This is a genomic window from Bradyrhizobium icense (assembly GCF_001693385.1).
Taxonomy (GTDB): domain Bacteria; phylum Pseudomonadota; class Alphaproteobacteria; order Rhizobiales; family Xanthobacteraceae; genus Bradyrhizobium; species Bradyrhizobium icense.
In genome coordinates this window covers 6,183,955-6,203,673 of sequence record NZ_CP016428.1, presented here as the reverse complement: position 1 = coordinate 6,203,673, position 19,719 = coordinate 6,183,955, and the positions used below count along the sequence as shown (strand labels likewise).

At 62.9% G+C, this 19,719-nt stretch carries 16 protein-coding genes; 9 read left to right on the top strand and 7 right to left on the bottom strand.

Features of this window, described 5'->3' with window-relative positions:
• Window positions 1–28: 28 nt before the first annotated feature.
• The 4 genes from LMTR13_RS28920 to cnbZ all read left to right on the top strand — a co-directional run bounded on the left by LMTR13_RS28920 (window position 29) and on the right by cnbZ (window position 5,990).
• Window positions 29–730, top strand: a complete 702-nt coding sequence (locus LMTR13_RS28920) for a TetR/AcrR family transcriptional regulator (protein WP_065730745.1) — start codon at window positions 29–31, stop codon at window positions 728–730.
• 1 nt (window position 731) lies between these two features.
• Window positions 732–1,925: an efflux RND transporter periplasmic adaptor subunit gene (locus LMTR13_RS28915; RefSeq protein ID WP_065730744.1), complete on the top strand. Its 1,194-nt coding sequence runs from the start codon at window positions 732–734 to the stop codon at window positions 1,923–1,925.
• A 101-nt stretch (window positions 1,926–2,026) separates the two neighbouring features.
• The gene (locus tag LMTR13_RS28910) at window positions 2,027–5,122 is read left to right on the top strand and encodes a MexW/MexI family multidrug efflux RND transporter permease subunit (RefSeq protein WP_065730743.1); all 3,096 of its coding nucleotides are present in this window, start codon (window positions 2,027–2,029) and stop codon (window positions 5,120–5,122) included.
• Window positions 5,123–5,246: 124 nt separating this feature from the next.
• Entirely contained in the window at window positions 5,247–5,990 is a 744-nt protein-coding gene (cnbZ, locus tag LMTR13_RS28905; protein ID WP_065730742.1) for a 2-amino-5-chloromuconate deaminase CnbZ, read from the top strand.
• Window positions 5,991–6,040: 50 nt separating this feature from the next.
• On the opposite strand, the gene LMTR13_RS28900 is transcribed toward cnbZ, so the two are convergent.
• The 7 genes from LMTR13_RS28900 to LMTR13_RS28870 form a co-directional block, all read right to left on the bottom strand.
• Window positions 6,041–6,751 carry a DUF1028 domain-containing protein gene (locus LMTR13_RS28900; protein WP_065730741.1) on the bottom strand — a complete coding sequence of 237 codons (711 nt, stop codon included), beginning with the start codon at window positions 6,749–6,751 and terminating at the stop codon, window positions 6,041–6,043.
• A gap of 19 nt (window positions 6,752–6,770) precedes the next feature.
• Window positions 6,771–8,576 carry a gamma-glutamyltransferase family protein gene (locus LMTR13_RS28895; protein ID WP_065730740.1) on the bottom strand — a complete coding sequence of 602 codons (1,806 nt, stop codon included), beginning with the start codon at window positions 8,574–8,576 and terminating at the stop codon, window positions 6,771–6,773.
• 102 nt (window positions 8,577–8,678) lie between these two features.
• A complete protein-coding gene (locus LMTR13_RS28890) occupies window positions 8,679–9,677 on the bottom strand; it encodes an ABC transporter ATP-binding protein (protein WP_065730739.1) in 999 nt (332 codons plus the stop codon).
• A complete protein-coding gene (locus LMTR13_RS28885; RefSeq protein WP_065730738.1) occupies window positions 9,674–10,672 on the bottom strand; it encodes an ABC transporter ATP-binding protein in 999 nt (332 codons plus the stop codon). Before LMTR13_RS28885 ends, LMTR13_RS28890 begins: the two co-directional genes overlap by 4 nt.
• Window positions 10,669–11,640 carry an ABC transporter permease gene (locus LMTR13_RS28880; protein WP_065730737.1) on the bottom strand — a complete coding sequence of 324 codons (972 nt, stop codon included), beginning with the start codon at window positions 11,638–11,640 and terminating at the stop codon, window positions 10,669–10,671. The genes LMTR13_RS28885 and LMTR13_RS28880 overlap by 4 nt, the downstream gene beginning before the upstream one ends.
• A 12-nt stretch (window positions 11,641–11,652) precedes the next feature.
• Window positions 11,653–12,633 (bottom strand): ABC transporter permease, encoded by a 981-nt coding sequence (locus LMTR13_RS28875; protein WP_057844461.1) that lies wholly within the window; start codon window positions 12,631–12,633, stop codon window positions 11,653–11,655.
• A gap of 101 nt (window positions 12,634–12,734) precedes the next feature.
• Entirely contained in the window at window positions 12,735–14,330 is a 1,596-nt protein-coding gene (locus LMTR13_RS28870; protein ID WP_065730736.1) for an ABC transporter substrate-binding protein, read from the bottom strand.
• Between the two features lie 189 nt (window positions 14,331–14,519).
• On the opposite strand from LMTR13_RS28870, the gene LMTR13_RS28865 reads away from it, so the two are divergent.
• The 5 genes from LMTR13_RS28865 to LMTR13_RS28845 all read left to right on the top strand — a co-directional run bounded on the left by LMTR13_RS28865 (window position 14,520) and on the right by LMTR13_RS28845 (window position 19,635).
• The gene (locus tag LMTR13_RS28865; RefSeq protein ID WP_065730735.1) at window positions 14,520–15,773 is read left to right on the top strand and encodes an NAD(P)/FAD-dependent oxidoreductase; all 1,254 of its coding nucleotides are present in this window, start codon (window positions 14,520–14,522) and stop codon (window positions 15,771–15,773) included.
• Window positions 15,774–15,874: 101 nt separating this feature from the next.
• On the top strand, window positions 15,875–16,126 hold the full coding sequence (locus LMTR13_RS28860) for a DUF6489 family protein (RefSeq protein WP_057839511.1): 252 nt from the start codon (window positions 15,875–15,877) through the stop codon (window positions 16,124–16,126).
• A gap of 68 nt (window positions 16,127–16,194) precedes the next feature.
• Window positions 16,195–16,929 carry an esterase/lipase family protein gene (locus LMTR13_RS28855; RefSeq protein ID WP_156796046.1) on the top strand — a complete coding sequence of 245 codons (735 nt, stop codon included), beginning with the start codon at window positions 16,195–16,197 and terminating at the stop codon, window positions 16,927–16,929.
• 156 nt (window positions 16,930–17,085) lie between these two features.
• A complete protein-coding gene (locus LMTR13_RS28850; RefSeq protein WP_065730734.1) occupies window positions 17,086–18,630 on the top strand; it encodes a WS/DGAT/MGAT family O-acyltransferase in 1,545 nt (514 codons plus the stop codon).
• Window positions 18,631–18,639: 9 nt separating this feature from the next.
• The gene (locus tag LMTR13_RS28845) at window positions 18,640–19,635 is read left to right on the top strand and encodes an alpha/beta fold hydrolase (RefSeq protein ID WP_065730733.1); all 996 of its coding nucleotides are present in this window, start codon (window positions 18,640–18,642) and stop codon (window positions 19,633–19,635) included.
• Window positions 19,636–19,719 lie beyond the last annotated feature (84 nt).

Genomic DNA, 19,719 nt, shown 5'->3' with positions numbered 1-19,719 from the left:
GTCAAGGTGAGTGATTACTCACGCGCCCATGTCTACCTTGCGCATGACCAGTGACTTGCGGCGGCAATTGATCTTGAGCGCCGCCAAGCGGTGCTTTGCCCGTCACGGCTTTGCCGGCACCACGACCAAGAGCGTGGCGGCGGCCGCGGCCATTTCGGAAGGACTGTTGTTCAAGCACTTCCCTTCCAAGGCTGCGCTCTATGCCGAAATCCTCGCCGAGGAGTGCGAGGCCGATCCGGATTTCGCGCACTTGCTCGGCCAGGAGCCTTCAACTGCCACACTGGTTGAACTGGTCAAGAGCATGGTTGACCATTTCATGGAAGTGTCGGACGGCTCGGATCAGGAGGAGGCGCAGCGGCTGCGGCTGATGACGACGAGCCATCTCGATGACGGCGAGTTCGCGCGTCTGCTCTATGACAAGATCGCCGGCCTGATCGGGCCGGTGTTCACAGCATCGATCGAGCGCGCTGTAGCGGCCGGCGACGCGACGCGGATCGGCAGCGATCCGCTCAACCTGTTCTGGTTCGCGCACCACACCGTGCTGATGGCGGCGCTGACGCGGCTTCCGGCCGTGCCCTGTCTTTCCTACGGCAACGCCGCCGACCTGGAGCGGCAGTTGTGTCAATTCATCCTGCGCGGCATCGGGCTTACCGAAGCCGCAATTGCTTCTCATCTGGACGGCGAGCTGTCACCGAATTCGGGACAATCGGTAACTGCAGAAAGTGCATGACATGAATATCGTGACCGAACACAAGATTTCGGGCAAGCCGATAACGGAGAAGCCGCACAAGCGGCCGGTCCGCATGGTGCGGTGGGTCATCATCGTTGGAACGCTGCTGGCCTTGCTGGTTGGTGGCCTCGTCTGGTTCAACTACTTCCGCGGCAAGATGATCGCGCAGTTCTTCGCGACCATGAAGCCGCCGCCGACCAGCGTCAACATCGCCACGGCGACCTCTGAGACGATTCCGAATCTTCTGACCGCGGTCGGCGATCTCGCCGCCGTGCACCAGGTCAACGTCACCTCCGACGTCAACGGTCGCATCACCGATATCCTGTTTACGGCGGGCGCCAGCGTGAAGCAGGGTACGCCGCTGGTGCAGTTGTTCGACGGTCCCGAGCAAGCAGACCTCGCCAACTACAAGGCGCAGCAGCGGCTCGCGCAGCTCTCGCTCGATCGCGCCAAGCAGTTGGCCGAGCGTCAGGTCGGACCACAGGCGACGGTGGATAACGCCCAGGCTGTGTTCGATCAGGCCAGCGCCGGCATCGCCAGGACCGAGGCGATCATTTCGCAGAAGTTGGTGCGGGCGCCATTCGATGGCGAACTCGGCGTTCGCAGGGTTGAGGTCGGACAATATCTGACTGCCGGCACGCAGATCGTCTCGCTGACCGATCTGTCGATGCTGTTTGCGAACTTCACCGTGACGGAGAAGGACTCCGGCCAGCTCAAGGTCGGCCAGACCGTTCGGATCGCGGTCGACGCCTATCCGGGCCGCACCTTCGAGGGCAAGATCACCACCATCGAGCCGCAGATCGCGGCGGACACGCGCAACATTCGCGTGCAGGCGACGATCCGGAATCCGGACAGAATCCTCAAGCCCGGCATGTTCGCGACCACCACCGTGGTGCTGCCGGACAAGCCGCCGGTCGTCACCGTGCCCGAAACCGCGGTCGACTACACGCTCTATGGCGACTCGGTCTACCTCCTCAGTGAAAAGAAGGAGGAGGACGGCAAGACCAGCCTGATAGCGACGCGCACCTTCGTGCAGACCGGAAAGCGCCTTGAGGGCCGCGCCGAAGTCCTGAAGGGCCTGAAGGAGGGCGACCGCGTCGTGGCGGTGGGACAGCTCAAGCTGCAGTCCGGAGCTGCCGTGACGATTTCGAACGATCCGGTGCCGGCGATTCCGGCGAAGCCGCCGCGCTACTGATACATGATGCGGCTTCCTTGAGGAGCCGCGGCGAAAGATGGGCGGCGGGTCTGATGGCTCGGCCGCGCCCGGAAATGCTGAACCCAGCGGGATGATTTGCGATGGCCTTCACCGATATCTTCATCAAGCGTCCGGTCCTGTCGGTCGTCGTCAGCCTGCTGATCCTCCTGATCGGTCTGCGGGCCGCCAGCGTATTGCCGATCCGGCAATATCCGAAGCTGTCGAACACGGTGGTCAACATCATCACCTCATATCCGGGTGCGTCGGCGAACCTGATTCAAGGTTTCATCACCACGCCGATCGAGCAGGCGGTCGCTTCCGCCGAGGGCGTCGACTACATCACTTCGTCGTCGGTGCAGGGCACCAGCACGATTCAGGTCTACATCAAGCTGAATTTCGACCCGAACCAGGCGCTGACCGAAGTTCTCGCGAAGGTGAACTCGGTCAAATATTTGATCCCGAAGGAATCGAACGATCCGGTCGTGACCAAGACGACCGGCCAGACCACGGCCGTGATGTATCTCGGCTTCTCCAGCGACGAACTCTCGGGCTCGGCAATCTCAGACTATCTGACGCGCGTCGTGCAGCCGCTGCTGTCGACGGTCGACGGCGTCGCATCCGCCGATATTCTTGGCGGCCAGACCTTCGCGATGCGCCTGTGGCTCGATCCGGTGCGCATGGCGGGCCGTGGCGTGTCGCCGACCGACGTCTCGCAGGCAATAGCGGCCAACAACTTCCAGGCCGCGGCCGGTCAGTCGAAGGGCTACTTCATCGTCTCGAACGTCCAGACCAACACTGACCTGCGGAATCTGGAACAGTTCAAGAAGATGATCGTCAAGTCCAAGGACGGCGGTTTCGTGCGGATCGAGGACATCGCAACCGTCGAACTTGCCGCCCAGAGCTCGGACGCGAGCGTCGCCTTCAGCGGCGAACGCGCAATCTTCATCGGCGTACAGGCGACGCCGCAAGGCAACCCGCTGACACTGGTCACGGGCGTGCGTGCGTTGATGCCGGAGATCGAGCGCAACCTGCCACCGTCGATGAAAATGAAGGTGGCCTACGATTCGACCAAGTTCATTCAGTCGTCGATCGACGAGGTCAAGAACACGCTGATCGAAGCGGTGCTGATCGTCGTCATCGTGATCTTCCTGTTCCTGGCTTCGTTCCGCTCCGTCATCATCCCGGTGGTCACGATTCCGCTGTCGCTGATCGGCGTCTGCAGCCTGATGCTGATCATGGGCTTCAGCTTTAACTTGCTGACGCTGCTGGCGATGGTGCTGGCGATCGGTCTTGTGGTCGACGACGCCATCGTGGTGGTGGAGAACATCCATCGCCATCTGGAGGAAGGAAAAACGCCCGTCCAGGCGTCACTGCAAGGCGCGCGCGAAATCGTCGGGCCCGTGATCTCCATGACGATTACGCTTGCCGCCGTGTACGCGCCGATCGGCTTCCTCGGCGGCCTGACCGGTTCGCTATTCCGCGAATTCGCCTTCACGCTGGCGGGCTCGGTGATCGTGTCGGGCGTGATCGCGTTGACGCTGTCGCCGATGATGTGCTCGGTCCTCCTAAAGAGCGCCGACGAGGGGCGGTTCTCAAGGCTGGTCAACAGGGTGTTCGGCTCAATGACACGCTGGTACGGTCGCCAGCTCGATCGCTCGCTCGACTATCGCCCGATCACCGGCTTGTTCGCGCTGACGATGCTGGGTCTGGTCGGTTTCCTCTACATGAACACCTCCAAGGAGCTCGCGCCCGAAGAGGACCAGGGCATCGTGTTCTCCGTGACCAAGGCGCCGAAATACGCCAACATCGATTACATCGACTTCTATGGCGACAAGCTCGACAAGGCCTTTGCCAGTTTTCCGGAAACCGACCTGCGTTTCGTCCTGAACGGCATCAATGGGCCGCAGGGCGGCATCGCCGGCATGCTGCTCAAGCCGTGGGACGAGCGTGAGCGTTCCTCGATCGCGCTAAAGCCGCTGGTGCAGGCGGAGATCAGCAAGATCGAAGGCGTTCAGGCGTTTGCGTTCAACCTGCCGCCGTTGCCGGGCGGGCCCGGCGGCCTGCCGATACAGATGGTGATCAATTCGACCGCCGGCTTCCAGGCTGTCTATGAGCAGATGGCGAAGCTGAAGGACGCGGCGCGCCAGAGCGGTCTGTTCATCGTCTCCGACAGCGACCTCGAATTCAATCAGCCGGTGGTTCGCGTCTCGATCGACCGTTCCAAGGCGAGCGACCTCGGCATCAACATGTCGCAGGTCGGCGCTACCTTGCAGACGCTGTTGGGCGGCAATTACGTCAACCGCTTCAACCTGGAGGGACGCTCGTATCAGGTGATCCCGCAGGTGCCGCGTGACAAGCGGTTGTCGCCGGACGCGCTTGGCGGCTATTACGTCCCGACCAACACTGGGCAGCTAGTGCCGCTGTCGACCATCGTTTCGATCGAAACCGCCACCGATCCGAATGCACTGACGCATTACAACCAGCTCAATTCAGCGACCTTCTCGGCGGTGCCGATGCCGGGCGTAACGGTTGGGCAGGCGGTGGACTTCCTGGAAGGCGAAGCGAAGAAGATGCCTGCTGGTTTTGGCCACGACTATCTGGCCGACTCCCGGCAATATGTGCAGGAAGGCAACCAGCTCGCGATCACCTTCGGCTTCGCGCTGATCATCATCTTCCTGGTGCTGGCGGCGCAGTTCGAAAGCCTGCGCGATCCGCTGGTGATCATGATCAGCGTTCCCATGGCGATCGTCGGTGCGCTGATCCCGCTGTTCTTTGGGGTGGCGACGATCAACATCTACACCCAGGTCGGGCTGCTGACGCTGGTCGGTCTGATCACCAAGCACGGCATCCTGATGGTGGAGTTCGCCAACGAGCTGCAGCTCAAGGAAGGCCTCGACAAGCGTTCGGCGATCGAAATGGCTGCCCGCATCCGGCTGCGGCCGATCCTGATGACGACGGCGGCGATGGTTACCGGTCTGATCCCGTTGCTGACCGCCACGGGCGCGGGCGCTGCCAGCCGGTTCTCGATCGGTCTCGTGGTCGTAGCCGGCATGTCGATCGGCACGTTGTTTACGCTGTTCGTGCTGCCGGCGGTCTATGTCTGGTTGGCCACCGATCACCAGGCCAAGGCCGATTCCAAGCGGACCAAGGAGATCGCGGATTTCGATCTTGGTAGGTCGACGCTCAAGCCGACCTGAGCCTCTGTAACCGCAGAATAGCAAGCGGCGGCAGCGGGAAATCGTTGCCGCCGCTTTTTTCATGCCGGGAGATGCGACGCCGGTGTGTCTCCATGCTAAAAGATAGAAAAAGCAGGGAGCCAACATGACGAGCGACTTTCCCGCCGGCAACTACCGCTTCATTCCCGCCGTGTTCCAGTATTCGGGCGGTGTCGCAGCCAATCCCGGATTTGAGATCGAGCGGGTGCGCTTCGACAAATGGCTGCCGCTGGCCGAAGGCTTTGCGCAGATCGCAAAATACATTGAGGCGGCGGGCAGGTCGCTGACGTCATTCTGCGCCTGCGAATTGCGCTCGCCGGCGGCATTCACCGACGAGGGGTTCCGCAATTTCAACCTGCACTATGTCAAGACGCTCAGCGAATGGGGCGTCTATGACGGCTCGACCAATCCGGTGGCGCGCAGCAATGTCTGCCCGGAGATCGATCCGCCGGCTGAACCATCGTTCTACGCCTTCTCGTTTACGCGGCCGAGCAAGGGCGCGGCGCCAAGCTTCGTGATCGCGGGCAGCGGCGAGTCGCAGGAGGGCAATGCGAGCTATGCCGAACGTACGGTCCGTTACCGCGACGTCAGTCCCGAGGGCATTGCGGAGAAGGTCCGTTACGTCGCCGACGTCATGGAGCGGCGCATGGCCGAGTTAGGGTTCGGCTGGAAAGACGCGACGGATGTGCAGACCTACACCATCCACGATTTCCACCACGTCTTTGCCCACGCGCTGGTTCGCCGCGGCGCCGCGCGTTCGGGTTTGACCTGGCATTTTGCACGGCCGCCGGTGATTGACCTCGAATATGAGATGGATTGCCGAAGGGTGATGCGGGAGATCGTGATTTAGCCGGCGCTGCGCGCCTCCTCACCATGAGGGTCACGATCGCGGGCTCGCCGTCATGTCTTGCCCGTTGTGGCGGCCGCGACACTGGCGTCGATGATCGCGCGGTCCGTGATCCCCGCCGGATTTTTGCGCGTCGGCAGGAAGGGGCGGAAATGCACCCAGCGCTCGCGGCTCACCTGTTCGAGACGTTCAAGTTCGGCCAACGGATCGGTATGGTCATCGACACGTAGGTCGAGATCGGACCATTCTTCTTCGCCGTGGATCAACAGCGCCGCAGATTGCTTGCCGCGCTTGTCGCCGCCGGCGGCTTCGCCGGCCTTCATCGCTACGATCAGCCGCTGCGCAAAGGACAGGCTGGCATTGGCGGCAAAGGCTTTCGCTGTGTCATCGAGCACGGCGGCGCCTGCCAGCATGTTGCCGGCAAGGGAAAAGCCGTCCCCCTGGATATGCCCGCACCAGTCGATGCATTCGCGGCCGGTATGCGCGGCGATGCGGCCCTTGATATCCATGACATGAAGTTGGCGGGCCTCGCGTCCATCGTCGGCAACGAGCAGAATGTCCACCATTTCGCGCGGGCTGCGGCCTTCGCGCAACAGCTTCACACCGTCAATGCCGTAATAGGGATTGACCAGCGCCTGCGTCGCGATGCCGCCGATGCCGGGCGCGATATGCGGCACGCGCGCGCCAACCGCGAAAAATCGGGTCGCGACCGCGATGCCGATCTGGCCGGTTGAGGCATCGCGGGCAATGATCGACCAGGTCATCTCAAATCATCTCTGCAAATCATCGCCCCGCCGCATAGCCCTGCATGCCCCTCGGATTGGCAGCGGCGCGGCGGCGGCGGCCCACCCTCGAGGCCGCGGTGAGGCGGCCTTCCGACCACTCGGGACCGATCTCGACGACATGGCCGCGGCTCTTCAGGGTATCGATCGTTGCCTTGGGTACACGGTTCTCGACCACGAGCACGCCAGGGCGCGCGGTGCGCGGCCAGAACGAGATCGGGAAATGTTCGGAGTGCCACGCCGGCGCGTCGATCGCTTCCTGCAGGTTCAGCTTGGCGTGAACATGGCGCAGGAAGAATTGCGTGGTCCATTGGTCCTGCTGGTCGCCGCCGGGCGAGCCCCAGGCCATGTAGGGTTCGCCGTCGCGCAGCGCCATGGTGGGCGAGAGCGTGGTGCGCGGCCGCTTGCCAGGCGCAAGTGCTGCCGGGTGATCTTCTTCCAGCCAGAACATCTGCGCGCGGCTGCCGAGGCAGAAGCCGAGTTCGGGAATGACCGGCGAGGATTGCAGCCAGCCGCCGGACGGCGTCGCCGAGACCATGTTGCCGGCCTGGTCGATGATGTCGAAATGCACGGTGTCGCCGCGCACCTCGCCGAACCGGCCGACGGTCGGCTCGCCCGCGCCCATGGCGCCGACCGCGTCGCGATGCCCTTCGGCGCGGCGCAGCTTTACGACCGAGCCGAAACCTTCGACCGAGCCCGGGACGAAATCGAGCGAGGCCTTTTCCCCCGAGATCAGTTTGCGGCGTTCGTCATTATAAGCATCCGACAATAGCGTCGCGATCGGGATGTCGGTGAATTTCGGATCTCCGTAAAATTTCTCGCGATCGGCGAAGGCGAGTTTTGCACATTCGATCTGCAGATGGATGAATTCGGGACCGGCCGGATCGAGGCCGTCGAGATCGAACCCCTTCAACAGGGCGAGTTGCTGCAGCATGACCGGGCCTTGGCTCCAGACACCGGGCTTGCAGACGGTGTAGCGGCCATAGTCGTAAGTAAGCGGCGCCTCGACGGTCGGTTGCCAGCGCGCCATGTCGTCGGCGGAGAGCACGCCGCGGTGCGGCGAGCCGCTGACGTCCATCACGTCCTGGGTGCGGCAGAATTTGTCGATCGCTTCCGCCACGAAACCCTGCGACCAGGATTCTCGCGCGCGCTCGATCTGGGCGATGCGGTCAGAGCCGGCGCCTTCAGCCTCCTTCAGGATGCGGGCGTAGGTTTCGGAAAGCTGCTTGTTGGTGAACAGCGTGCCCGGTTTTGGCACCTCGTTGTTCGGCAGGTAGACCGCGGCCGATGTCGTCCAGTGCTTCCTGAACAACTGCTCGACGACCTGGATCGTCGCGGAGGCACGCTCGACCAGCGGATAGCCGTCGCGGGCGTAAGCGATCGCCGGCTCCAACACGTCGCGCAGCCGCATCGTGCCGTAGTCGCGCAAGAGCAGCATCCAGGATTCGAACGTACCGGGGACGCAGGCGGCGAGGAGCCCGGTGCCGGGCACCATGTCCAGCCCTTCGCTCTTGTAATGCGCGATGGTCGCTTTTGCCGGTGCAGGCCCTTGGCCACAGATCACTTCGGCGCGGCCGCGTTTGGTGTCGTGCACGATGATCGGCACGTCGCCGCCGGGACCGTTCAGATGCGGCTCCACCACCTGCAGCGTGAAGGCGGTGGCGACGCCGGCATCGAAGGCGTTGCCGCCTTTTTCCAGAATGCTCATGCCGACGGCGGTCGCGATCCAATGGGTCGAGGTGACCACGCCGAAGGTGCCTTCGATTTCCGGCCGGGTGGTGAAGGGATCGGGATTGATGTTGCTCATGGGAGTCCAATGCAGTGCTGGTATCGCGATGCCCTGCACTTGACCACAGGCGAGGCTGAACGCCAACCGGCGGCATGCCACGCATTGCTCCCATCCCCGTGATCATACCGCGGCGGCAGTCTCGGCCGGATGGTTGACAGCATGGCAGGCAACCCCATCGATCAGGGCTGGCGCCTGCCGGCGGCAGAGATCGAACGCTAGCGGACAGCGCGGGTTGAAGGCGCAGCCGGGCGGCGGATCGATCGGATTGGGGATTTCGCCCTTGACGGGAATCCGCTGGCGGCCGGACATCGCGAGATCCGGAACGGCGCCGAGCAGCATCTTGGTGTAGGGCATCCGCGGATTGGCGAACAATTCGCGCCCCTCGGCAATCTCCACGATGCGGCCGAGATACATCACGCCGATACGGGTCGCCATGTGGCGGACCACGGCTAGGTTATGGCTGATGAGGAGATAGGTCAGGCCGAACTTGTCCTGCAGGTCGCGCATCAGGTTGAGGATCTGCGCCTGCACGGAGACATCGAGCGCCGAGGTCGGCTCGTCGCAGACGATGAATTCGGCATCTGACGCCAGCGCGCGCGCAATCGCTATGCGCTGGCGCTGGCCGCCGGAGAACTCATGCGGATATTTCAGGCCGTCGTCGGGATGCAGGCCGACGAGATTCAACAATTCGCCGACGCGTAAGCGTATGTCGCGCTCGCCCTGGATCAGGTCGAAGGCGCGGATCGGCTCGGAGACGATGGCATCGACCCGGAAGCGCGGATTGAGGCTTGCATAGGGATCCTGAAAAATCATCTGGATGCGGCGGCGCAATCGCTGCCGCGCCTGCGCTTGCCTGGCATTCGTCATCGACACGCCGTCGATGATGACTTCGCCCGAACTCGGCGGCAGCAGTCCCACGACCATCCGCGCCACGGTGGTCTTTCCCGAGCCGGATTCCCCGACGAGAGCAAAAGTCTCGCCCTTCCTGATGTCGAACGTCACGCCATCGACGGCTTTCAGGAATTCCGGACGGCCGCCTTCCAGCACGCGGTTGAGCCACGGCTTCGAGACGTCGAACGCGCGGCGCAAATTCCTCACATCGACAAAGGGCGGGCTCATGCCGCGGTCTCCTTCGCCTTTTCATGGGGCGCGGTGTCGAAGAGATGGCAGGCCACGGCGTGCGAGCCGTGCCTGAGCGGCTCCGGCCGATCGACGCGGCAACGGTCGAATGCGAAGGCGCAGCGCGGATTGAACGAGCAGCCCGGCGGGATCGCCGACAGCCGCGGCATCGAGCCCGGTATCTGCACCAGGCGCTTGTCTTCGCCGGCGAGCGTCGGGATCGCGCCCATCAGGCCCTTGGCGTAGGGGTGCAACGGATTCTGCACGACATCCTGCACCGGGCCGATCTCGGCGATACGGCCCGAATACATCACCGCGACCCGGTCTGACGTTTCGGCGATCACGCCCATGTCGTGGGTGACCAGCATGACGGCGGTGCCGTGGTCGCGTCCGAGGCGCTTGATCAGCGAGATGATCTGCGCCTGCACGGAGACGTCGAGCGCGGTGGTCGGCTCGTCGGCGATGATCAGTTCGGGTTCGGCGCAAATTGCGAGCGCGATCACGACGCGCTGGCGCATGCCGCCGGAGAATTCATGCGGATAGGCGTCGATGCGTTTGTCCGGCGCGGGGATGCCGACCTCGGCCAAGAGATCGATGGCGCGCTTGCGCGCTGCGGTTTCCGACAAGTTCATATGAGTCCGGATCGTTTCGACGATCTGGTCGCCGATCCGGTAGAGCGGATTGAGGCTGGTCAGCGGATCCTGGAAGATCATCCCGATCCGTTTGCCCCGGATACGGCGGATTTCTTCCGGCGGCAGATGATCGATGCGCGTTCCCGACAGATAGATCTCGCCGCCTGAAATCCGGCCAGGAGGATCGATCAGTCCGATCACGGCTAGTCCCGTGACCGACTTTCCGGCACCGGACTCGCCGACCACGCCGAGCACTTCGCCCTTGGCGATATCGAAGGACACGCCATTGATGGCGCGCAGCGTCTCGCGCCGGGTGAGGAATTCCACCTCGAGGTTACGCACGGAGAGGACGGGAACGGTCATCGGAGTTTTGGATTGAGCGCGTCGCGCAGCCAGTCGCCGAGCAGGTTGATGGAAAGGATCAGCCCCGCCAGCGCGATGCCGGGAAAGGCGACGATCCACCATTCGCCGGCGAACAGATAGTTGTTGCCGATCCGGATCAGCGTGCCGAGCGAGGGCATGGTGTCGGGCATGCCGGCGCCCAGGAAGGACAGCGTTGCCTCGGTGATGATGGCGAGCGCGAGGTTGATGGTGGCGATCACGAGAATCGGGCCCATGGTGTTCGGCAGCACGTGCCGCAGCATGATCTTGGGCGCAGGAAGGCCGATCAGTTGAGCGGCCGCGACATAGTCCTTGTTCTTCTCGACCATGACCGAGCCGCGCACGGTGCGGGCATATTGCACCCAAAAACTCAGGCCGATCGCAACCACCAGGACTGCCAGCGTACTCACGGCGTCGAGCCGGTTGTTGAACAACGATTTGGCGACGCCGTTGACGAGCAGCGCGATCAGGATAGCGGGGAAGGTAAGCTGCACGTCGGCGATGCGCATGATCAGCCCGTCGACCGCGCCGCCGACATAGCCCGCGATGAGGCCAAGCGTGATGCCAAGCGTGCCGGCCAAGATGACGCCGAGCACGCCGACCACGAGCGAAATCCGCAGGCCGTAGAGGATGGCTGAAAACACGTCGCGGCCCTGTTCGTCGGTGCCGAGCAGGAACGGGCTTTGACCCTCGGCCGTCCACAGCGGCGAGATGCGCGAATTCATTAACTGCAGTTGCGCCGGATCGAACGGGTTCTGCACGGCGAGTTGCGATGCAAAGATCGCCAGCAGAAAGAACAGAACGGTTACGGCCGCCGCTACCATCGTCATCCGGGAGCGGCGGAACGAGTAGAAGATGTCGCTGTCGAGCGCGCGCTTCAGCCAGTTAGCTCCCGAACGCGTCGCTAGCGCTTTCGGCTCAACTCGGTGCTGGACTACGGCGTCGGACATCGGATCGCTCGCTTATGCCGGACGGCGGATGGTCGAGCGCAGGCGCGGATCGACGACGGTGTAGAGGATATCAACCACCAGATTGATAGTGACGAAGATCAGCGAGACCATCAGCAGGTAGGCGGCCATGATCGGGATGTCGACATTTTGCACGGCTTGCACGAACAACAAACCCATGCCCGGCCATTGGAAGACGGTTTCGGTGATGATGGCAAATGCAATAACTGAGCCAAACTGCAGCCCGGCGACCGTGATGACGGGAACCAGCGTGTTCTTCAGCGCGTGGCCGAAATGGATCGCGCGCGTGGTCAGGCCGCGGGCGCGGGCGAAGCGGATGTAATCGGTGCGCAGCACTTCGAGCATTTCAGCGCGCACCAGCCGCATGATCAAGGTCATCTGGAACAGGCCCAGCGTAATCGATGGCATGATCAGCGCCTTGAGGCCGGAAAGCGTGAGCAGGCCGGTGGTCCACCACCCGATCCGCACCACGTCGCCGCGGCCGAATGAAGGCAGCCAGCCCAGCGTCACCGAAAACAGATAGATCAGGAGAATGCCGATCAGGAACGTGGGCAGCGAGATTCCGATCAGCGATACCGCCTGGAAGAATTTTGTCAGAATCGTATCGCGCCGCAGCGCCGAATAGACCCCCATCAGGATGCCGAACACCATGGCAAGAACGGTGGCGCAGGCGGCAAGCTCCAGCGTCGCCGGCATTCGTTCCATCAACAGGTTCGAAACCGGCTGACGGAACTGATAGGAGACCCCGAACTTGAACTGCGCGGCATTGGCGAAGTAGCGGGCGAACTGCACCGGCACGGGATCGTCGAGGCCAAGCGACTTGCGCACCGCCTCGCGCTCGGCGGCCGGCGTGTCCAATGAGACGATCTGGTTGACGGGATCGCCGGCGAAACGGAACATCGAGAACGCGATGACGCCGACCGCGATCATGACGCCGATGGCCTGGATAGCGCGGCGAAGAGTGAAAGCGAGCATGTATTCCTTTCACTGCTCTCTGATGCGGCGGCGGGCGTCGCTGTCGCCTGTAACGAAAAGTCCCGGAAGCCGTCAAGCCACCGGGACTGTGTCGAGCCCGACTAATCCTGTTTGGTTGCCCAGTAGAGCATGACCTGATTGTCGGCGCGCTGGCTCAGTTTCACTTTCTTCGAAACGCCCCAGGCCAGCGCCTGCTGGTGCAGCGGGATGTAGCCGAAATCTTTCTGTGCGAGTTGGAACGCGTCCTTGATCAGGAGGTCTCGCTTGTTCGTGTCCGATTCCTGCAAGACCTTCTCGGCCAGTTCGTCGACCTTCTTGTTGCAGTAGCCGCCGAGATTGGCCTCGCCGCGGTTGGACTTCGGATCGTCGCGACAGCCCATGATGTCATGCAGAACGTTGTGGGAGTCGAGCGTGCCGGGCGTCCAGCCGAGCAGATAGAACGAAGTCTGGTAGCCGCCGGGCTTCAGCACCTTGGCGAAATACTGCGCCTTGGGCTGGGCCAGGAGCGTCACTTTGACGCCGATGCGGGCCAGCATGCCGACGACGGCCTGACAGATCGCGGCGTCGTTGACATAGCGGTCGTTGGGACAGTCCATCGTGACTTCGAACCCGTCGGGATAGCCGGCTTCGGTCAGGAGCTTCTTGGCGCCGTCGGGATCGAATTTCGGACGTGTGAAGTCGCCGGACAGCTTGAACAATTGCGGCGCGATCATCAGCGGCGAAGGCGTCGAAAGGCCGCGCATGACGCGGGTCTTGATCAGCTCGATATCGACGGCCTTGAAGAAGGCCTCGCGCACCTTGTTGTTCTTGAACGGGTTCTTGCCCTTGACGTTGGAGTAGAGCAGTTCGTCGCGCACTTGATCCATGCCGAGGAAGATGGTGCGGAGCTCCGGTCCCTTCAGCACCTGAGCGTTCGGGCTGGAATCCACCCGCGTAATATCCTGGATTGGAACCGGCTCGATGACGTCGACTTCGCCGGACAGCAGCGCGGCAACGCGCGTGGCATCCGAGCCGATCGGCGTGAAGATGATTTCCTTGAGATTGTGTTCGGGCTTGCGCCACCAGTTCGGGTTGGCCTTGAACACGGTCTTGACACCCGGCTGGTGGCTTTCGACCGAGAAGGGGCCAGTGCCGTTGGCGTTGAGCGAGGCAAAGCTCGGTGTCGTTGCTGCCGCCGGCGTGGGCTCGACGGCGTTGTTGGCCTCGGCCCACTTCTTGCTCATGATGTACCAAGTATCCCATTGCGAATTGAGAATGGGATTGGGCGAGGTCAGGACGAAGTCCACCGTGTAGTCGTCGACCTTGACGACCTTGGTACCGCTGGGAATGCGGGTCTGCAGGTTCGAGCCCTTCTTTTGAACACGTTCCGCCGAGAAAACGACGTCGTCGGCCGTGAAGGGGTCGCCGTTCTGGAATTTCACGCCCTTGCGCAAATGGAACCGCCAGCGGGTCGGCTCCGGCGTCTCCCATTTCTCCGCCAGAGCGGGGATGATCTTCAGGTCTTTGTCGCGGGCGGTGAGACCTTCAAAGATGTGAGCGAGATGGGCGTGGGTGGTGCTCTCGTTCAGCGTGTACGGGTCGAGCGACTTGAGGTCGCCCTGATTGGCATAGCGCAGGGTCTGGGCCGATGCCGGCGCCATTGCCACGGCAAGGATGGAGGCCGTGGCCGCTGCAAGCAAAGTCTGACGTACCGACATTTGTTCGATTTCCCCGCTTTTGATCAGCAATTTCCGCCGGATATTGCCGAGCCATGTTGCCAGAGTCCAGCCACCGCGCAAGCTTCATTATCCCGCACTGCGTGCCGGTTTGCGCGGCGGTGCGGCAATGACTAGTCTCACCTTAAGACGCATGCGCAAGCACGCTACATTGAACTTTCGGAGTGCCGGATGGCGGAACTGAAGGCCGACGTTCTCGTCCTGGGTGCGGGCATGGTCGGCGTCAGCGCCGCTTTGCATCTGCAGAAACGCCGTCGCAACGTGGTTCTGATCGACCGCCACGACACAGCCGGCGAGGAAACCAGTTACGGCAATGGCGGGCTGATCGAATGCGCTTCGGTCTTTCCCTATATGTTTCCGCGGGACGTGGGCCAGATCCTGCGCTACGCGTTTCTCCGCGCACCGCAGGTGCGTTACCATTTCAGGGATTTGCCGGCCTTCCTGCCGTGGCTGACCCGATATTTCCTCGCCTCTTCACCGGAACGTGCGCTGCACAGCGCAATGGCCGAATTGCCGCTGATCCAGCGCAGCCTGATCGAGCATGAGGCGCTGATTGCGGAAGCCAATGTGCCGGAGCTGTTGCGGCGGACCGGCTGGATCAAGCTGTTTCGCTCCGAGGCGACGCTTGCGAATGCGGTGCGGGATCTCGAGCGCGCACGCCAGCACGGCGTCGCCGGCGAGGTGCTGGATCGGCCTGCGATCATCGCGCGCGAGCCGCATCTGACCGGCGATTTCAGCGGCGCGATCCATTTTCCCGCGCCGGGATTCGTGCCCGATCCCGGTGGGCTGACCAAGGCCTATGCAACGCTGTTCGGCCGCAAGGGTGGGCGCTATCTGGTCGGCGATGCCCGAACGCTCGAACAAGCGAGCGGACGCTGGCGGGTGGCCACGCTGGAAGGCACCATTACGGCGCGCGACGTGGTGGTAGCGATGGGGCCGTGGTCCGACCAGATCCTCGCGCCGCTCGGCTATTCGATCCCGCTTCAGGTCAAGCGCGGCTATCATCTGCACCTCAAGCCGCGCGGCAATGCGGTCTTGCATCATCCCGTGCTGGACACCGATCTCGGCTATCTCCTGGCGCCGATGAACCGCGGCATTCGGCTCACGACCGGCGCCGAGTTTGCCCACCGCGATGCACAACCAACGCCGATCCAGGTCGAGCGGGCGTTGCCGCGGGCGCACGGGCTGTTCCCGCTGGGCGAACCGGTCGATACCAAGCCCTGGATGGGCGCACGGCCCTGTCTGCCGGATATGCTGCCGGTCATCGGCAAGGCTCCCCGCCATGGCGGGCTGTGGTTCGATTTCGGCCACCAGCACCACGGCCTGACGCTTGGACCGGCGACCGGCCGCCTGCTGGCCGAAATGATGACCGGCGAGACCCCGTTTGCCGATGTCAGGCCGTTTGCCATCGAACGCTTTGGTTGACCATATCGGGAATTGAAGGGACCGGGGACCGGCTCTGGTCCTTGCATGACTCGGTCCGTCGTGTCGATACTGCAGCAAGGGCAGCGCGATAAGGAGCGGTCATGAAAGTTAACGTCGAAATCGATTGCACGCCGCTGGAGGCCAGGCAGTTCTTCGGACTGCCCGACGTCTCGCCGATGCAGACCGCCGTGATGGACAAGATGCAGCAGCAGGTGATGGCCAACATCGAAAAAGTCTCGCCGGAATCGCTGATCCAGAGTTGGTTCACGTTCGATCCCAAGATCGCCGAGCGATTCCAGGATATGTTCGTGACCATGGCCGGGCTCGGCGGCATGACCAAGAAGGACAAGTGAGAGTGGCCATCGCGGAAGGCGGCGCGGCAACAGAAGAGCAGCGGCTTCGGCCGCCAAGCCTGTTTCTGATGCTGGCCGAGACGCGGGCGCTGTTCGAACTGAATTCGAGCCTCTTGCTGTCGCCGCTCTTGATGCGTGCGCCGAGGGGCGACGGGCATCCGGTGCTGGCGCTGCCGGGCTTTCTCGCCAGCGATCTATCGATGGCGCCGATGCGGCGCTATCTGAAAGAGCTTGGCTACGACACCTATGCTTGGAGCATGGGCCGCAACTTCGGCGGCGTCGCTTCCAAGCGGGCTGCGTTGCGCGACCTGCTGCGGCGCATCCATGAATCGACCGGCCGCAAGGTCAGCCTGGTCGGCTGGAGTCTCGGCGGCGTCTATGCGCGCGATCTCGCACTGCAGATGCCGGACATGGTGCGCTCGGTGATCACGCTCGGCAGCCCGTTTACCAGCGATATCCGGGCGACCAACGCCACGCGGCTTTATGAGGTGCTGTCGGGGGAAACCGTCGACGACAATCCGGAGATCCGCTTGGCCATTGCCGGCGACCTGCCGGTGCCGGCGACATCGATCTATTCCCGGACCGACGGCATTGTGAACTGGCACACCAGCCTGTTGCGCCCCTCCGCAACCGCCGAAAACATCGAGGTGCACCTTGCCAGCCACATCGGGCTCGGCGTCAACCCCGCAGCATTGTGGGCAGTAGCCGACCGCCTGGCGCAGGCAGAGGGCGAATTTAAGCATTTTGACCGATCAGGACCATTTGCCATTGCCTATGGGCCCCCCGAAAATGCACAATCCTGAATCCACGCCCTGAGCTAAGGGCATGATCGCGAAAGATCCCGCCCTGCAATTGATGCGGGATGGCTGTCGGCTTTCGGATATGCTCCAATAACAAAGACATTCCAGACGCCAGAAGCGCCGCCAAGGCGCCGCGTTTTTCTACTGCGGGAGGAGAATATGGCGGACGCCAAGAAGCTGTCTTCGCTGGATGCGTCGTTTCTGTATCTGGAAACCCCGGAAATGCCGATGCATGTCGGCAGCATGGCGATCTTCCGCCTGCCCGAAGGCTACGAGGGCGACTTCTTCGAAGAGTTCAAGGCGATGATCGCTTCGCGGCTGCACGTCGCGCCGATTCTGAAAGCCCGCCTGGAGAAGGCGCCGCTCGACATCGATCATCCCTCCTGGGTCGAGGACGACCAGTTCGACATCGACCGCCACATCTTCCGCGCCAGCCTGCCGGAGCCGCGCGACCGCACGACGCTGGAGCGCATCGTCGGCTGGATGCATGCGAAGCTGCTCAACCGCGCCCGCCCGCTCTGGGAGTTCTATGTCTTCGAAGGCATGAAGGACAACGAGATCGGGCTTTATTCCAAGATGCACCATGCCTGCATCGACGGCGGCGCCGGCGCCGCGCTCACCAGCATGATCTATGACATCACGCCGGTGCCGCGTCAGGTCGATCCGCCGACGGCGCGCAAGGTCGCGCCGGAGCCGCGCGACATCGCCGCCAACCTGATCGATTCCTACCAGCAGCTCTGGACCCAGCCATTCGACCCGAAGGCGGCGCCAAAGAGTCTCGAACTGCCGCGCTCGGGAAAAAGCGATCTCGGTTCGATCCTGTTCGACAACGCCATGTTCCAGATCGAGAGCGCGGTGAAGTTCGCCAGCAGCATTCCGACCATGCTCAAGAGCGTGTCCGACGTGGTCGGCAAGGTTTCGGATCCGAAGTCGCGCGACAGCCTGGCCAGCATGGCCTCGCCGCCGACCATCCTCAACAAGACGATCTCCTCGGAACGCAGCTTCGCCGGCACCTCGATCTCGCTGTCGCGCGCCAAGGCGGTAGCGAAGGCGTCCGGCGGCAAGCTCAACGACGTCGTGCTGGCACTGTCATCGGGCGTGGTGCGCCGCTATCTGATCAGCCAGGGGGCGCTGCCCAACAAGTCCCTGACCGCCGCGGTTCCGATCTCGCTGCGCGAGGAGGGCAATGCCGATGCCAATAACCAGGTGTTCGGCATGATCTGCGCGATCGCCACCGATGTCGACGATCCCAAGACACGGCTGGAAACCATCATCGCGCAATCCACCAAGTCGAAGGAGATGTCGCATCCGCTGCGTGCACTGATGCCGCAAGTCTCCAACCTCTCGATGCTGGGCGCGCCGATCGTGACCCAGATCCTTGCGTTGCTCTACAGCCGCTCCAACCTCTCCGACGTGCTGCCGCCGGCAGCCAACATCACCGTATCGAACGTGCCCGGGCCGCGGCAGACGCTGTATGCGGCCGGTGCCGAGTTGCTGCACATCTTCCCGGTGTCGATCTCGACGCACGGCATCGCGCTCAACATCACCGTGCAGAGCTACCGCGACCAGCTCGATTTCGGCTTCATTGCCGGCGCCAACATCATTCCGCACGTCCAGGTTCTCTGCGACATGCTTCCGGTCGAGTTTGAAGCGCTGGAGGCGGCGTTCGCGCCGCCGCCGAGCATGACCAGCGCTGCTGAATAGGGGCCTGCCATGATTGAGATGCCACCGCTGCAGTTCGCCGACGTGAACGGTATTCGCATGGGTTACTACGAGGCGGGGCCGAAGTCCGACAAGCCGCCGGTCATTCTCTGCCATGGCTGGCCGGAGCTTGCGTTTTCCTGGCGTCACCAGATCAAGGCCCTGAGCGAAGCCGGCATCCGGGTGATTGCGCCGGATCAGCGCGGCTACGGCGCGACCGATCGGCCCGAGCCGGTCGAGGATTACGATATGGAACACCTGACCGGCGATCTCGTCGGGCTGCTCGATCATCTGCAGATCGACAAGGCGATCTTCGTCGGCCACGACTGGGGCGGCTTCGTCGTCTGGCAGATGCCGCTGCGCCACCTTGATCGCGTCGCCGGCGTCATCGGCGTCAACACCCCGCATTGGGATCGCATGCCGGCGGATCCGATCGAGCTGTTTCGGCAGCGCTTCGGCGACAAAATGTACATTGTGCAGTTCCAGGATCCTGGCCGCGAACCTGACAGGATTTTCGGCAGCCGGGTCGAGCAGACCTTCGACGCCTTCATGCGCAAGCCGGTGGCGCGGCCCGCGGGTACGCCGGAGGAGCAGCCGATTGCCGGCGTCGGCGCATCGGCGCGACTCAATCTGGCGTTTCCACAGATGATCGCGAATTACGATGCCAAGCACGATCCGCGCACGCCGATCCTGTCGCCGGAGGAAAAGCAGGTATTCGTCGACACCTTCGCCAAGACTGGCTTCACCGGCGGCATCAACTGGTACCGCAATTTTTCCCGTAACTGGCAGCGCTCGGAAGGGCTTGACCATACCGTGCGTGTGCCGTCGCTGATGATCATGGCCGAGAACGACGCGGTGCTGCCGCCGTCGGCCACCGAGGGCATGGAGCGGCTGGTTCCCGATCTCGAAAAATATCTCGTGCGCGACAGCGGCCATTGGACGCAGCAGGAAAAGCCGGACGAGGTCAGTAGCAAGCTGATCGAGTGGCGCAGGAAAAGATTTGGGTAGGTCCGCATAACAAGCCGTCATTGCGAGGAGCGCAGCGACGAAGCAATCCATTCTTTCTTTTCGCCGAGCGATGGATTGCTTCGC

Excerpts from the sequence above, each read along its gene's own strand:
- LMTR13_RS28870 (WP_065730736.1), bottom strand. The coding sequence starts at position 14,330 with ATGTCGGTACGTCAGACTTTGCTTGCAGCGGCCACGGCCTCCATCCTT.
- LMTR13_RS28895 (WP_065730740.1), bottom strand. The coding sequence starts at position 8,576 with ATGAGCAACATCAATCCCGATCCCTTCACCACCCGGCCGGAAATCGAA.
- LMTR13_RS28845 (WP_065730733.1), top strand. The coding sequence starts at position 18,640 with ATGATTGAGATGCCACCGCTGCAGTTCGCCGACGTGAACGGTATTCGC.
- LMTR13_RS28875 (WP_057844461.1), bottom strand. The coding sequence starts at position 12,633 with ATGCTCGCTTTCACTCTTCGCCGCGCTATCCAGGCCATCGGCGTCATG.
- LMTR13_RS28880 (WP_065730737.1), bottom strand. The coding sequence starts at position 11,640 with ATGTCCGACGCCGTAGTCCAGCACCGAGTTGAGCCGAAAGCGCTAGCG.
- LMTR13_RS28860 (WP_057839511.1), top strand. The coding sequence starts at position 15,875 with ATGAAAGTTAACGTCGAAATCGATTGCACGCCGCTGGAGGCCAGGCAG.
- LMTR13_RS28900 (WP_065730741.1), bottom strand. The coding sequence starts at position 6,751 with ATGACCTGGTCGATCATTGCCCGCGATGCCTCAACCGGCCAGATCGGC.
- cnbZ (WP_065730742.1), top strand. The coding sequence starts at position 5,247 with ATGACGAGCGACTTTCCCGCCGGCAACTACCGCTTCATTCCCGCCGTG.
- LMTR13_RS28885 (WP_065730738.1), bottom strand. The coding sequence starts at position 10,672 with ATGACCGTTCCCGTCCTCTCCGTGCGTAACCTCGAGGTGGAATTCCTC.
- LMTR13_RS28890 (WP_065730739.1), bottom strand. The coding sequence starts at position 9,677 with ATGAGCCCGCCCTTTGTCGATGTGAGGAATTTGCGCCGCGCGTTCGAC.
- LMTR13_RS28865 (WP_065730735.1), top strand. The coding sequence starts at position 14,520 with ATGGCGGAACTGAAGGCCGACGTTCTCGTCCTGGGTGCGGGCATGGTC.
- LMTR13_RS28915 (WP_065730744.1), top strand. The coding sequence starts at position 732 with ATGAATATCGTGACCGAACACAAGATTTCGGGCAAGCCGATAACGGAG.
- LMTR13_RS28855 (WP_156796046.1), top strand. The coding sequence starts at position 16,195 with ATGCTGGCCGAGACGCGGGCGCTGTTCGAACTGAATTCGAGCCTCTTG.
- LMTR13_RS28920 (WP_065730745.1), top strand. The coding sequence starts at position 29 with ATGTCTACCTTGCGCATGACCAGTGACTTGCGGCGGCAATTGATCTTG.
- LMTR13_RS28910 (WP_065730743.1), top strand. The coding sequence starts at position 2,027 with ATGGCCTTCACCGATATCTTCATCAAGCGTCCGGTCCTGTCGGTCGTC.
- LMTR13_RS28850 (WP_065730734.1), top strand. The coding sequence starts at position 17,086 with ATGGCGGACGCCAAGAAGCTGTCTTCGCTGGATGCGTCGTTTCTGTAT.